Origin of the sequence: Streptomyces lonarensis, assembly GCF_012033735.1 — a bacterium.
Lineage (GTDB): Bacteria > Actinomycetota > Actinomycetes > Streptomycetales > Streptomycetaceae > Streptomyces > Streptomyces lonarensis.
This window is the reverse complement of the sequence record NZ_JAAVJD010000154.1, coordinates 1-13,258: the sequence shown is the minus strand read 5'-3', so window position 1 is coordinate 13,258 and position 13,258 is coordinate 1. Positions and strand designations below refer to the sequence as shown.

At 75.7% G+C, this 13,258-nt stretch carries 12 protein-coding genes; 4 read left to right on the top strand and 8 right to left on the bottom strand.

All coding sequences use genetic code 11. The features are described from left to right. Positions 1–94 precede the first annotated feature (94 nt). Positions 95–898: an SDR family NAD(P)-dependent oxidoreductase gene (locus tag HCN56_RS17720; RefSeq protein ID WP_167972303.1), complete on the top strand. Its 804-nt coding sequence runs from the start codon at positions 95–97 to the stop codon at positions 896–898. Between the two features lie 162 nt (positions 899–1,060). On the opposite strand, the gene groL is transcribed toward HCN56_RS17720, so the two are convergent. The 3 genes from groL to HCN56_RS17705 form a co-directional block, all read right to left on the bottom strand. Continuing rightward, complete coding sequence (gene groL / locus HCN56_RS17715) at positions 1,061–2,677, bottom strand: chaperonin GroEL (RefSeq protein WP_167972301.1); 1,617 nt, start codon at positions 2,675–2,677, stop codon at positions 1,061–1,063. 111 nt (positions 2,678–2,788) lie between these two features. After that, positions 2,789–3,097, bottom strand: coding sequence for a co-chaperone GroES (groES, locus tag HCN56_RS17710; RefSeq protein WP_167935241.1), 309 nt, complete (start codon positions 3,095–3,097; stop codon positions 2,789–2,791). Between the two features lie 269 nt (positions 3,098–3,366). After that, on the bottom strand, positions 3,367–4,587 hold the full coding sequence (locus HCN56_RS17705; protein WP_312871284.1) for a polysaccharide deacetylase family protein: 1,221 nt from the start codon (positions 4,585–4,587) through the stop codon (positions 3,367–3,369). A 64-nt stretch (positions 4,588–4,651) separates the two neighbouring features. On the opposite strand from HCN56_RS17705, the gene HCN56_RS17700 reads away from it, so the two are divergent. Continuing rightward, positions 4,652–5,917 carry a class I SAM-dependent methyltransferase gene (locus tag HCN56_RS17700; RefSeq protein WP_167972299.1) on the top strand — a complete coding sequence of 422 codons (1,266 nt, stop codon included), beginning with the start codon at positions 4,652–4,654 and terminating at the stop codon, positions 5,915–5,917. A 205-nt stretch (positions 5,918–6,122) separates the two neighbouring features. Further along, complete coding sequence (locus HCN56_RS17695; RefSeq protein ID WP_167972298.1) at positions 6,123–6,581, top strand: hypothetical protein; 459 nt, start codon at positions 6,123–6,125, stop codon at positions 6,579–6,581. Positions 6,582–6,633: 52 nt separating this feature from the next. Here HCN56_RS17695 and HCN56_RS17690 read toward each other — a convergent pair whose 3' ends face one another. From HCN56_RS17690 to tsaB, 5 genes are all read right to left on the bottom strand, one after another. Continuing rightward, positions 6,634–8,070, bottom strand: a complete 1,437-nt coding sequence (locus tag HCN56_RS17690) for a hypothetical protein (protein WP_167972296.1) — start codon at positions 8,068–8,070, stop codon at positions 6,634–6,636. Further along, positions 8,060–10,321 carry a hypothetical protein gene (locus HCN56_RS17685; protein ID WP_167972295.1) on the bottom strand — a complete coding sequence of 754 codons (2,262 nt, stop codon included), beginning with the start codon at positions 10,319–10,321 and terminating at the stop codon, positions 8,060–8,062. Before HCN56_RS17685 ends, HCN56_RS17690 begins: the two co-directional genes overlap by 11 nt. A 321-nt stretch (positions 10,322–10,642) precedes the next feature. Further along, on the bottom strand, positions 10,643–10,897 hold the full coding sequence (locus HCN56_RS17680) for a hypothetical protein (RefSeq protein WP_167972293.1): 255 nt from the start codon (positions 10,895–10,897) through the stop codon (positions 10,643–10,645). Between the two features lie 131 nt (positions 10,898–11,028). After that, on the bottom strand, positions 11,029–11,511 hold the full coding sequence (rimI, locus tag HCN56_RS17675) for a ribosomal protein S18-alanine N-acetyltransferase (RefSeq protein WP_167972305.1): 483 nt from the start codon (positions 11,509–11,511) through the stop codon (positions 11,029–11,031). A gap of 71 nt (positions 11,512–11,582) precedes the next feature. Beyond that, positions 11,583–12,263 (bottom strand): tRNA (adenosine(37)-N6)-threonylcarbamoyltransferase complex dimerization subunit type 1 TsaB, encoded by a 681-nt coding sequence (gene tsaB, locus HCN56_RS17670; protein ID WP_167972291.1) that lies wholly within the window; start codon positions 12,261–12,263, stop codon positions 11,583–11,585. Positions 12,264–12,471: 208 nt separating this feature from the next. Here tsaB and HCN56_RS17665 point away from each other — a divergent pair, with 208 nt between their 5' ends. After that, entirely contained in the window at positions 12,472–13,131 is a 660-nt protein-coding gene (locus HCN56_RS17665) for a L,D-transpeptidase (RefSeq protein WP_167972289.1), read from the top strand. Positions 13,132–13,258: the final 127 nt, after the last annotated feature.

The window sequence follows — 13,258 nt, the reverse complement described above, 5'->3', positions numbered from 1 at the left end:
GACCGGCGGCGGCGCCCGCCGGTCGCGCTCCCGGGGCGTGCGCCCCGCCGGGGCGACAGGCGCGGCGCGGCCCCGGGAACGCTACGGTCGTGGCATGACAACTGCATTGATCACGGGAGCAACGGCCGGGCTCGGGGCCGCGTTCGCTCGGCGGTTGGCCCTGGACGGGCACAACCTCGTGCTGGTCGCGCGGGACACCGAACGCCTGGAGCGGCAGGCGGCCGAACTGCACGACCGGCACGGGGTCGAGGTGGCGGTGCTCACCGCCGACCTCGCGGAGGAGGACGGGCTGGTCGCCGTCGAGGAGCGGCTGGGCGACACCCGCCACCCGGTGGACCTGCTGGTCAACAACGCCGGGTTCGCGCTCAAGGGCGGCTACCTGGAGGTGCCGGTCGCCGACGAGCTGCGGATGCTGCGGGTGCACTGCGAGGCCGTGCTGCGGCTGACCTCGGCGGCGGCGGAGCCGATGCGGCGCCGGCGGCGCGGCGGGGTGGTCAACGTGGCGTCGGTCGCCGCGTTCGTGCCGCGCGGCACCTACGGGGCGACCAAGGCGTGGGTCGTGCAGTTCACCCAGGGCGCCGCGCACGACCTGGCCGGGAGCGGGGTGCGGCTGATGGCGTTGTGCCCGGGATTCGTGCGGACCGAGTTCCACCAGCGGGCGGGGATCGGCACCTCGTCGATCCCCGGGTGGATGTGGCTGGACGCGGACCGGGTGGTGGACGCGGGGCTGCGCGACCTGGCGCGGGGGCGGTCGCTGTCGGTGCCCGACCCGCGGTACAAGGTGCTGCTGGGCGCCTCGAAGCTGGTCCCCCGGTCGGCGCTGGGCGGTGTCTCCTCACGGGCGGGCCGCAAGTACGGCCCCAAGCGCGGTGGTTCGGACTCCGCGCAGCTGCCCTGACGCGGCGCGCACGGTCCGCCGGGGCGCCGGACGCCCCACGGCGGACCGCCGGACGACGACCGCCGGACGACGGACGCGCCGGTGCCCCCGGACCTGTCGGTCCGGGGGCACCGTGGTGCGCGGGGCGGTCCGCCCGGGGGCGGACCGCTGTACGGCGGTGGGTCAGTGGGCGTGACCGTGACCGCCGGCCTCCGGCTCCTCTTCCTTCTTCTCCACCACGAGGGTCTCGGTGGTGAGCAGCAGGGAGGCGATGGAGGCGGCGTTCTCCAGGGCGGAGCGGGTGACCTTGACCGGGTCGATGACGCCGGCCTTCACCAGGTCGCCGTACTCGCCGGTGGCGGCGTTGAAGCCCTGGCCCTTGTCGAGCTCGGCGACCTTGGAGGTGATGACGTAACCCTCCAGGCCGGCGTTCTCGGCGATCCAGCGCAGCGGCTCGACGGCGGCGCGGCGGACCACGGCGGCACCGGTGGCCTCGTCGCCCGCGAGGTCGAGGGAGCCCTCCAGCACCTTGGCGGCGTGCACCAGGGCGGAGCCACCGCCGGAGACGATGCCCTCCTCGACCGCGGCGCGGGTGGCGGAGATGGCGTCCTCGAGGCGGTGCTTCTTCTCCTTGAGCTCCACCTCGGTGGCGGCACCGACGCGGATGACGCAGACGCCGCCGGCGAGCTTGGCCAGGCGCTCCTGGAGCTTCTCGCGGTCCCAGTCCGAGTCGGTGGACTCGATCTCGGCCTTGATCTGCGCGACGCGACCGGCGACGTCCTCGGAGCTGCCGGCACCGTCGACGATGGTGGTGTCGTCCTTGGTGACGGTGACGCGGCGGGCGGTGCCGAGGGTGTCGAGACCGGCCTGGTCGAGCTTGAGGCCGACCTCCTCGGAGATCACGGTGGCACCGGTGAGGGTGGCCATGTCCGCGAGCATCGACTTGCGGCGGTCACCGAAGCCGGGGGCCTTGACGGCGACCGCGTTGAAGGTGCCGCGGATCTTGTTCACGACGAGGGTGGACAGGGCCTCGCCCTCGACGTCCTCGGCGATGATCAGCAGGGGCTTGGAGCCGCCGGCCTGCATGACCTTCTCCAGCAGCGGCAGGAGGTCCTGGATGGAGGAGATCTTGCCCTGGTGGATCAGGATGTACGGGTCGTCGAGGACGGCCTCCATACGCTCCTGGTCGGAGACCATGTAGGGCGAGAGGTAGCCCTTGTCGAAGGCCATGCCCTCGGTGAAGTCCAGCTCCAGACCGAAGGTCTGGGACTCCTCGACGGTGATGACGCCGTCCTTGCCGACCTTGTCCATGGCCTCGGCGATCAGCTCGCCGACCTGGGGGTCCTGGGCGGACAGCGCGGCGACGGCGGCGATGTCCTCCTTGGAGTCGATCGGCCGGGCGGCGGCCAGGAGGTCCTCGGTGACGGCCTTGACGGCGGCGTCGATGCCCTTCTTCAGGGCGGCCGGGGAGGCACCCGCAGCCACGTTGCGCAGGCCCTCGCGGACGAGCGCCTGGGCCAGCACGGTCGCGGTGGTGGTGCCGTCGCCGGCGATGTCGTTGGTCTTGGTCGCGACTTCCTTGACCAGCTGCGCGCCGAGGTTCTCGTACGCGTCCTCGACCTCGACCTCACGGGCGATGGTGACGCCGTCGTTGGTGATGGTCGGCGCACCGAACTTCTTGTCGATGACGACGTTGCGGCCCCGGGGGCCGATGGTCACCTTCACCGCGTCCGCGAGCTGGTTGACGCCGCGCTCCAGCGCGCGACGGGCGTCCTCGTCGAACTTCAGGATCTTCGCCATGGCTTGCGTGTCCCTATTCCTTGAAACGTCTGTTCGTACGCGAACGGCACCGCGCCCCTACTCCCGGCATTCCTGCGGGGAGCCGGGGCGCGGGCCTCACAGCGTGGAGAATTACTTCTCGATGATGGCGAGAACGTCGCGCGCCGAGAGGACGAGGTACTCCTCGCCGTTGTACTTCACCTCGGTGCCGCCGTACTTGCTGTAGAGCACGATGTCGCCGACCTTCACGTCGAGCGGCAGGCGGTTGCCGTCCTCGAAGCGACCCGGACCGACGGCAAGGACGGTGCCCTCCTGGGGCTTCTCCTTGGCGGTGTCCGGAATGACCAGGCCGGAGGCCGTGGTCTGCTCGGCGTCGAGCGGCTGGACCACGATGCGGTCCTCGAGCGGCTTGATGGCAACCTTGGAGCTGGCGGTCGTCACGATCCGACCTCCCCCTTCGGAGATCTCACGGGGTCAATGTCTGTAGGTGGCGCGACCTGCCGATCCGTCGTCGCGGGTGCCGGACCTGCGCGTCGCGCGCTGTTGGCACTCCCACGGGGAGAGTGCCAACAGCGAGACTATGCCCCGGTTAGCACTCAGTCAACCAGAGTGCCAATACACGTCGGCCCGGTCGTCGTGACGACGACCGGGCCGAGGCTTCCGCTCCTGCTCCCACCTGCGGTGACACCACCGCGCCACCTCACGGGCGGTCAGACGTAGTCCTCCAGACGCCCGATGGCGTACCCCTGTTCGGTGGCGGTGCGCACCACGAGCCGGACCATGTCGGTCATGCTGCCGCCCCACTGCCCCTTGCCGCGGAAGTGGGTGAGGATGATGTCGCCCGGGTGGAGCTTGCCGTCGCCGCGCCCCCACTCCATGCGGTCGGCGAACGCCTCCGCGGTCCACAGCGGCACCACGTCCACCCCGCACTCCGCGGCGGCCTTCAACGTGTCCCGGTTGTAGGCGCCGTAGGGCGGCCGGAACATCGTGGGCCGCTCCCCGATCTCCTTCTCCAGGATGTCCTGCTGGTCGCAGATCTCCTTGCGCTGCTCCGCCAGGGACAGCCTGGGCATCTCCTTGTGGGTGACCGAGTGGTTCTGGATGCGGGCGCCCTCCTTCCGCATGGTCCGGAAGTAGCCGTAGTCGTCCCGGGAGACGTAGTCGGTGAGGAAGCTGCTGTAGGGGATGTCGAGTTCGCGCATCATGCGCAGCAGCTCGGGGTCCTTCTCCGCGCCGTCGTCGATGGTGAGGAAGACGACCTTGTCCTCGGTCGGCACCTGGGTGATGACCGGCGGCAGCCCCTTGCCGGTGATGTGCCCGCGCTCGGTGGCCAGCTCCGGCTTCTTCCGGGGCGGCGCGGGGGCGCGCAGCGGTGCCTTGGGCAGCTTCCAGCTGCCGACGGCGCGGGTGCGCAGCTGCTCGGCGCGTTCCAGCCGGTCGGCATAGGCGGAGACCAGGCCGGAGACCGTCCGGGCCTGCGGCGCGCCGAGGGCGAGCGCGCCGCTGGGGGAGAACGGCCAGCCGATCAGCGGGGGCGCCTGGGGGCCGGGGGCGGCCTCGGCGGCCGGGCCGTCGCCGTCCGCTCGGTCGTCGCCGGCGGCGGAGAACCGATCCGGGACCAGCGGGGCGGGGAGGCCGGGCGGCGCGACGCCGGGGAGGCCGGGCAGCGGTCCGCCGCCGACCACGGGCAGCACGCCGGCCCCGGCGCCGCCGGGCAGTGCCCCCGGCGCCAGCACGGGCGTCTCGGCCGGGGCCCGGGCGGCGCCGGCGGCGCCCGGGCCGACCGCTCCGGCGGTGACCCCGGCGAGTGCGAGGAGTGCGACACCCCCGAGCAGGAACCGTCGATGGGTTCGGCCTCCGCGACCCGCCGCGGTGGGGGCGGACGTCGGGGCGGTGCGCGCACCATCTGGTACTACTTGTCGCATTTTCATGACTTCGGATCGTGGCATTGCGACCCGGCCGCCCCGTGCAGGCGTTTCCGAGCGGGCGGGGACAATGACCCGTGTGGCCTCATCGCACTCCCCCGACCCAGCGCCCGAGCCCGCCGACCGGCGGCAGGGCGAAGCCGCCGACGCCGCCGCCTTCCGGGAACTGCTGACCGGACCGGGCCGGGCACTCCTCGACCGGCTCGCCGACGGCCACCGCCCGGAGGACGAGATCGCGCTGGTCACGCGGTTGCGGCGCGAGCACCCCGCGGAGCTGGTCTCCGCCGCGCTGAGCCAGGCGGCGCTGCGCCGCCGCGCCGCCGCCAAGTTCGCGCCCGCCGACGCCGCCCGCATGTTCTTCACCCCCGACGGGGTCGAGCAGGCGACCCGAGCCGAGGTCGCCCGGCACCGCGCCCGGCGCTTCGCCGACCTCGGCGTCCGCCGCGTCGCCGACCTGTGCTGCGGCAACGGCGGGGACGCCGTGGAGCTGGCCCGCGCCGGCATCCGGGTGCTCGCCGTGGACCGCTCCCCGCTCGCCTGTGCCGCCGCCCGCGCCAACGCCGACGCGCTGGGCGTGGGCGAGCGGGTCGAGGTCCGGCAGGACGACGTCACCTCCACCGAGCTCGGCGACTGCGACGCGCTGTTCGTCGACCCCGCCCGCCGCGCCGGCGGCAGCCGCCGGTTCGACCCGGAGGCCTACTCACCCGCGCTCTCCTGGTCGGTGGCGGCCGCGCGGCGCGTGCCCGTCGCCGCGTTGAAGACCGGACCCGGCATCGACCACACCGACCTCCCGGCCGACGCAGAGACGGAGTGGGTCTCCGACGGCGGCGCCGTCAAGGAGGCCGTGATCTGGTTCGGGACCGGGCAGCCCGGCCGCTACCGCGCCACCCTGCTCCCCGCCGGCGACAGCTTCCTCACCGCTGAGACCGCCGAACCACCGGTCGGGGGCGCCGGCCGGTACCTCTACGAACCGGACGGCGCCGTCATCCGCGCGCGCGGCGTCGCCGACGTCGTGGCGGAGGTCGGCGGCCGGCTGCTCGACCCGGCCATCGCCTACGTCACCGCCGACGCGCTGCTGCCCACCCGCCGGGCGACCGCCTACGAGCTGACCGACGTGCTGCCCTTCGGGCTGAAGCGGCTCAAGGCGCTGCTCCGCGAACGCGGCATCGGCTCACTCACCGTCAAGAAGCGCGGCTTCGCCATGACACCGGAGGAGTTGCGCGCCAAGCTCCGCCTCGAACCCCGCCGGCACCGCGCCACCGCCACGCTCTTCCTGACCCGTTCCGCCGACGGGCCGCTCATGATGCTCGGCCACCCCGCCGCCGGGCCGGCCTGACAGCCGCCGGGGCCGAACGCTGCCGAGCCGACCGGCGGCGGGCGCCGCGCACCCGCCCCGGGGGCGTGTGCGCCGGTTGACCCCCCGTCGGATACGTCCCCGGTCGGTGCGACCATGGCGGCGACGATGCGGCGGGCCGCGGCCCGCCGTACGCGACCGTCCGCCCGGGCGCGGCCCGCGCCGCCCCCGTCACGTAAGGATTCGCATGAGCTGGGACGTTCTGCTGACTCCGCCCGCCGACGGCACCACCTCCGCCGGGGAGGAACCCGAGGGCCGCACTCCCCACGCCGTCCCCGCCCCCGGCGCCGCCGTGCTCGGCACCGTCACGCTCGGCACCGTCGCCGAGGTGGGCGCCGCGATCCGGGCCGCCGTCCCCGCGGTGGACCTCACCGACCCCGCCTGGGGCTCCCTGGTGGGCCCGCAGTGGTCGATGGAGCTCGCGATCGGGGAGACGGAGCCGGTCCCCGCCGTTCTGCTCCACCTCCGCGGCACCGGCGACGACGCGGTCGCCTACGTCCACCGGCTCGCCGCAGCCCTCGGCTGCCTGCCCGTCGAGGCCGGGCAGGAGAGCCCGGTGCCCCCGGGCGAGGCGGGCGTGGCGCGCTGGCAGGCCTACCAGCGCGAGCGTGACAACGCCCGACCGCGCCGCCGCGTCGGCGTCTGACCGCGCCCGACGCCGACCGCATCGGGGGGGCGCGAGCGGCGTCGCGGCGGGTTCAGCGTCCCCTCGTCCGGGTGAAATCTCCCCGGCGTACGCGCTCGGTCAGCGAGCCCCCGCCGAACGCCCCGTAGCCGGACGCGGCCCACACGCTGCGCTCGGCGGGCTCGTCGAAGTACGGCACGTCCCGGCCGTCCCGGCGCACCGTCAGCACCTCCGGCGGGCGGTGCGCCCGGACCGCGTCCGCGCAGTGTCCGCAGGCGGGCACCTTGAGCGCGGTCGTCCGCCCGACCTGCCGCCACCGCACGCGCGGCCCCGCCGGCCCGTGGAGCGGCTGGAAGAAGCACAGCCGCCCGGGCTCGACGCCCGGTGCCGGTGCCGAGGTCCCGTCCAGCGCCGCCGTGCCCTCCGCGACCAGCGCGACGACCCCGACCAGGTCGGGTACGTCCCGGGCGCCGTCCAGCACGGTGCCGGCCGCCGCGTAGGCGTCGAGCGCCTGGTGCAGCGCCTGGCCCGGGTCGGCCGAGGGGCGCAGCACCCGCAGGGTGCGCCGCCCCCGGCGCCCGGGGCGGGAGGGCTCGGCGGCCGCCTCTTCCGCGCCGGGGAGGGGCACGTCGTGGTCGCTCAGCCGCTCGCCGAACTCCACCAGTTCCTGCCGGGCGCGGCGGCGCAGCTCGTCCTCGCCGGCGGTGCGGGCCACCTCGAACACCGTCGCGGGCACCTGGTACCGCTGCCCGCGGCGGGCCCGCGCCACCAGCACCACGACGCCCGCCGTCACCGCCAGGAGCGGCGCGACGACCAGCGCCACCGCGGTGAGCGAGACCCCACCGGTCCCGCCGTCACCGGCGGCGCCGTCCCCCTCCTCCGTCTGCTCGGGCATCCCCTCGGTGAGCTCCTCGTGGACGCGGTCGTACTCGGCGCGACCCTCGCCCGCGTCGGTCAGCTCCACGATGCGGGAGAGCCGGGAGTACAGCGAGGCGTTGTAGGAGGAGCGGTCGAGGTTGACGGCGCGCACCGCGGCCTCGCCCTCGCTCTCCGGCGTCCACGGCCACTCGAAGCCCCGCAGGTGGCGGACGCCGCCGTCGCTGTTGGTGACGGCCACCATCGGCTCGTTCTCCGCCATGCCCATCCGGTCGCGCACCACCTCCAGCATCGTCTCGGTGGAGCCGTCCCAGTCGTCGCCCTGCACCACCGGCACCAGCACGACGTAGAAGGGCAGGCCGGTCTCCTCGATCTCGGCCGCCAGCTCCCGCTGCCGGTCCTCGGGCAGCGCCGGCTCGAAGAACGGGTCGACGTGGACGGGCGACTCGCGCAGGCTGTCGGCGATGCGCTCGGCGGCGGTCCGGTCGTCCTCGTCCTGCTGGGCGAGGGCGGGGGCGGCGGCCGTCGCGAGCAGCAGTACGGCGGCGAGCCCGCGGGCGGCGCCGCGCAGCAGCGCGCCGGGGGCGGTCGTCCGGCGCGGCGCCGGAGCGCGGCGGATGCGGTCAGTGGACACCTCGGGCCTCCCGGGCGGCGGTGATGAGCTTCTCCACGTCGACGCCGCGCGGCCGGTCCTGGCGCAGCGGGCCGGCGAGCAGGTGGTACGGGGTCCAGCGGTTGCCCCACGGCCCGTGGGCGGCGCCGGCGGCGACGACGCCGGGGTCGGGCTTCGCGTCGCGCTCCCGCGGCAGGCAGAGCGTGAACCCGGCGACGACGGGCGCCCGGCGGGCGGCGGCGCGGTCGCCGAAGTAGGAGCCGCACGGCCCGCAGAGCGCCCGGCGGGCGGGCTTGCGGTTCGGCATGCTCCACAGCGTCTCGGCGGTGGTGGCCGGTCCGTGCAGCGGGTTGACCGAGCACAGCCGCGCGGAGAGCGCCGCGGGATCGGCGAGCACCGCGCTGCCGGCGCGCAGCAGCACCAGGGCGGCCAGTACCTCGGCCGGCGGGGTGTCCGGGTCGGTGCGGCCCGAGCCGTCGCTGTCGAGCAGCAGCGTCGCCGCGTCCAGCGCGTGGACGGCACGGTCGCGGACCGCGGCGTCGTGGCTGCCGTCGCGGTCCGCCGCGGCGCAGGCAGCGACCAGGCCGCGCAGTTCGGTGGCGGCGGTGTTCCGCAGCCACCGGACGCTCGGCCGGGAGGGCGCCGACGCCTGCACCTCCTTGCGGAGTTCGGCCTCCAGCGCCCGGTCCTTGGCACGGGCGCGCTGGGCGGGGGTCGTCACGGCGCCGGGGCCGTGGCGGCGGTGGCCGAGGACGGCGCCGGTCCCGAGGAAGGCGCCGCCCAGCAGCAGCGCCCCCATCACCCCGGCGGCGATGCCCCCGCCGAAGTCCTCGTCGTAGAGGGAGCCCAGCGTGCGGTCGGCCGCCAGGTCGGGCGCCTCGTACCAGTCCTGGTCGAGGGTGCGTTCCCAGCTGTCGGGGTCGGGCACCGCGGTCTCCAGCTCGTCGAGGAGGAGGTCGAGCACCTCCCCGTCGGTGAGCCGCTCCTCGGCGTCGAGGGCGGCGTCCCCCGCCTCCCGGATCTCGTCGCGGATCTCCCGCAGCGGCAGGGCGGAGCCGTAGCCGACGAGCCGGACGTCCTGGCGTCCCGGCTCCAGCAGGACGTAGGTGCCGTCCTCGCCGGTCTCGGCGCGCAGCAGGTGGGCGAGGTCGTCGACCCGGTAGCCGACCTCGGCGTCCCGGTCGGAGGCGACGGTCAGGACGAAGGCCGGCTCGGGCAGTGCTGCGAGCCGTTCGGTGATCTCCGCCCGGTCCTCGGGGGTGAACGAGGACGGCAGCTCGGGGTCGACGTGGAACGGGCCGTCGTCCAGCGCCGCGGCGAGGCGTTCCACGCGCAGCGAGAGGTCCTCGTCGGTCGGCAGGGCGTGGTCGTGGGTCACCGTCTGGTCGAAGACCTGCGGTGCGACCACCGGGACCACCGCCCCGGCGGCCACCGCGAGCGGTACGCCCACCAGGAACGGCCAGCGGCCGCGGCGGCGGGCGAGCCGGATCGCCCCGGCGACGCTCAGCACCAGCAGCGGCAGTCCCGCGAGGGCGAGCCCGGTGAGGAAAGCCTGGTTGCGGCGGTCGCTGTGGGAGATGAACATCTCGCCGGGCCGGTCCTCGTAGTCGCGGGCGCGCACCTCGGCCAGTCGGCTCGCGGTGTCGCCCTCGATCAGGACGTCGACGAACTCGGTGACGACCCGCAGCGCTCCGGCGTCGCGCGGCAGGTCCTGCGCCGCGATCTCGGCGGCGGCGTCGGCGGGGAGGTCGGTCCCGAACGCGGAGGCGTAGGGCCGGCCGCCGCTCAGCAGCAGGTAGACGCCGTCCTCACCGAGCCGGTCGTGGATCCGCGCCAGCATGGTGCGGGTGTCGCCCCCGCGGACCGTGCCGTACGGCAGCACCAGCAGGTAGGCGGGGACGTCGAGCCGGTCGAGCTGCTCGGCGTAGAGCGGGGCCGTGGAGCGCGGCACGCTGCGCGGCACGGCGTCGCTGATGTGGACGGGGTTCTCCGCCAGCAGCTCCGCGAAGTGGGCGGCCTGCCCCGGGGCGGCGCCCGGTTCCTCGTCGATGTCCGGCTCCGCCCCCGGCGCGGGGTCGGCGGGTGCGGGTTCGTCACCCGGGTCGGTGCCGTCCTGGGCGGGCAGCGCCGCCGGCTGCCCGGCGGGGACGGCGGGCAGGGCCCGGGCGGCGGCGCCCGGCGCCGTCACCAGCACGGCCAGCACCGCGGCCAGTACCGCGGCCACCACCGTGACGGGGCGGACCCGTATCGGCCCGTCTCCGCTCGCCCTCATCGGGCCTCCCCCTCGGCTCGCCCACGGCGCGCCCGGTCGGTCCGGCGCGACGACGCGGGCCGGTCGGTCGCGGCTCCGCCGCCCGGCCGGTCGGAGCCGGGGTGGTCGGGAGCCCGGCCCGCCCGGGCATCGTATGCGCGCCCGCGCGCGCTCCGGAGGGCCGTGACGGAGTTGTTGCGTGCCTGGTACACGTGATCGACCGCAGGTCGGGGCCGGTGGGAACAGGTGCGACCAGGGGGCGCGCACCAGGTGGTCCGGCAGCCGGGGCGGCTGCCGCGCGGGCGGGGGCGGGAGGACGGGAGCGGGCGCGGTGCGGGTGCGTCAGACCTGGCGGAAGCGCCAGCGGTGCACCGGCCGGGCGGCCACGCCGGGCTCGGGCGCCGGCAGCTCCGGAAGCTCCGCCGCCAGGTCGTCCTCCCCGTCCCACCAGGTGATCACCAGGACACGCTCGCCGGGCGCCGCGAAGGTCTCGCGGCGCGACGGCTCCGGGTCGAGCCGTCGGGCGCGCGCCCAGGTCAGCAACTCCTCGCCGCGGCCCTCGACCGCCTTGGCCTCCCACATCAGGGCGATGGTCACAGCCGCTGTCCTCTCCTCGGGTTCGGCCGCCGGGGCGCGGGGCGCTCCGTCGGCAGGTGGTCGGTGCCCGGTCGGACCGCCGTCACCGGGCGGTACGGGGCGCCACAGGGGTCACCGGGTGCTGCCGGGTGTCACCGGGTGGCGGCACCGCCGGCGCCGGTCCCCGTCGGCCGGGAGTGGTCCCGGCGCATGACCAGGGCGTCCATGCCGGCCGCCTGGTAGTAGTTCTTGCGCACCCCGAGCGGTTCGAAGCCGTACCGGCGGTAGAGCCGCTGCGCCGGCTCGTTGTCGGTCCGCACCTCCAGGAAGACCTCCCGGCTGCCGAACGCGGTGGCGGCGTCGAGCAGGTCGCGCAGCAGCCGGGAGCCGAGTCCGGTGCCCTGGAACGCGGGCGCGGCGGCGATGGTCTGGACGTCGGCGGAGTCCCCGGCGGCGGCGAGACCGGCGTAGCCGGCGAGGGCGCCGTCCGCCGCGAGCGCCACCACGTAGTGGCGGCTGCGCGCGGCGCCGCGGGCGTACGCCAGCTCCGACCAGAACATCCCCGCCGACCAGGCGTCCTCGGGGAAGAGGCGCTCCTCCAGCTCCAGCACGTGGCCGATGTGCCACCAGCGCATGGCGACGATCCGCACCCCGCCCCCGTCTCCCCCGTGGGCGCCGGGCCCGCCACCGGTGAGCGGGGCGTCGGTCACGAGTCCCGGGCCGGCGGCGCCGGCGGGGTGACGACCTTGTACCCGGCGGGCACCTGGGCGTCGGGGCGCCGCAGGTACAGCGGGCTGGGCGCTGCCAACTCCTCGCCCGCGGCGAGGAGTTCCGCGGCCAGCGACGCGAGCGCGGCGGCGGAGGCGTGCAGCGGCGCGTCCGGGAGGAAGCGGGGGAAGTCGTCGGCGTACTGGGCGACCCCCGCGCCGAGTGCGGGTAGCGCGCGCACCTCCTCGGCCAGCTCCGCCGGCCTCCCGACCTCCGGCTCGCCGGTGCGGTGCCGGGCGTCCTCGTAGCGGGCCCAGTACACCTCCCGGCGGCGGGCGTCGGTCGCGACGAGGAACGGCTCGGTGAGACCGGAGGCGTACGCCAGGGAGTCGAGGCTGCACAGGCCGTGGACGGGCACCGACCGGGCCGCGGCCAGCGCCGTGCCGGTGACCAGGCCCACCCGGAGCCCGGTGTACGGCCCGGGACCGACGCCGACGACGACGCCGGTGAGTTCGGCGAGGGTGCGGCCGGCCTCGGTCATCACCCGGTCGACGGTGGGCAGCAGCAGTTCGCCGTGGCGGCGGGCGTCCACGGTGTCGCCCGCGGCCAGGACGCGGGTCCCGTCGTGGAGGGCCACGGTGACGGCGGGGGTGGCGGTGTCGAGCGCGAGCAGTAGCACCCACCCAGTTTATGGCTGCGGCGGCGTCGGCCCGGCCCCGACCGCCACCGGGCGGGCGGGTGGGCGGGTGGGCCACCCGCCGGGCGGGCGGGCCACCGCCGGGCGGCCGGTTCCGGGCGTCGGCGGGCGGTGGGACTGCTACCGTCGTCCCCGGCCCTCTCCGGGCCCCTTCATCTGATGTTCCGAAGAGAACAGGCGACAGCGCATCGTGGCACGCGGCAGCTCCGAAACCCACGCCTCTCCCGGAGCCTTCGTCTCCGTACTGACCGTCGTCGCGCTGGCGGTCGTCGGCTTCTTCGCCTACCAGGCGTCGGCCGCGCAGGACAGCGACCCGAGCGCCGCGCCGCCCGGCGTCGAGCAGCCCGCGGGCGGCCAGGAGGGTGAGCACTCCCCGGGCGAGGAGCCCGGCGGCGACGCCACCGAGGGCGCGGAGGACGAGCCGGAGCCGAACGGGGAGGCCGGCGGCGAGGAGCACCCGCTCCCGCCGGAGTCCGGCGAGGGCAAGCGGGTCGTCTACGGCCTGTCCGAGCAGCGGGTGTGGCTGGTGGACCCGGCGGACGACGGCCTCGGCGACGAGGTCACCACCACCTATCCCGTCCACCGCAGTTCGGTCGACCCGGACCCGGGCAGCTACCTCGTCAGCGCCCGCACCGAGCGGATCACCGGATCGGACGGTGTCCCGATCGAGAACGTCATCGGGTTCGACGCCCCAGGCGCCGTGGTCTTCGGCTTCTCCACCGCGACCGACGGCTCCACCCCCGACCCCGACTCCACCACCCCGACCGGCGGCATCCGCCAGTTCGCCACCGACGGCGAGGCGATGTGGGAGTTCACCGAGGTCGGCACCCCGGTCGTCGTCGTTCCCTGACCTCGCGGCCGCGCCGGGTGGGCGGAACGCCCGGCCCGGTTTCGCGCCACCACGCTCGTCGGCACGCGCTCGTCAGCACGCGGTCGACGGCGCGGCCGCTCGGCCGGGCCGCCCGGCGCCGCTGCGC

Coding starts and splice junctions, on each gene's coding strand:
- HCN56_RS17720 (WP_167972303.1), top strand. CDS start 95: ATGACAACTGCATTGATCACGGGAGCAACGGCCGGGCTCGGGGCCGCG.
- groL (WP_167972301.1), bottom strand. CDS start 2,677: ATGGCGAAGATCCTGAAGTTCGACGAGGACGCCCGTCGCGCGCTGGAG.
- HCN56_RS17705 (WP_312871284.1), bottom strand. CDS start 4,587: ATGAAAATGCGACAAGTAGTACCAGATGGTGCGCGCACCGCCCCGACG.
- HCN56_RS17700 (WP_167972299.1), top strand. CDS start 4,652: ATGACCCGTGTGGCCTCATCGCACTCCCCCGACCCAGCGCCCGAGCCC.
- HCN56_RS17695 (WP_167972298.1), top strand. CDS start 6,123: ATGAGCTGGGACGTTCTGCTGACTCCGCCCGCCGACGGCACCACCTCC.
- HCN56_RS17685 (WP_167972295.1), bottom strand. CDS start 10,321: ATGAGGGCGAGCGGAGACGGGCCGATACGGGTCCGCCCCGTCACGGTG.
- rimI (WP_167972305.1), bottom strand. CDS start 11,511: ATGCGCTGGTGGCACATCGGCCACGTGCTGGAGCTGGAGGAGCGCCTC.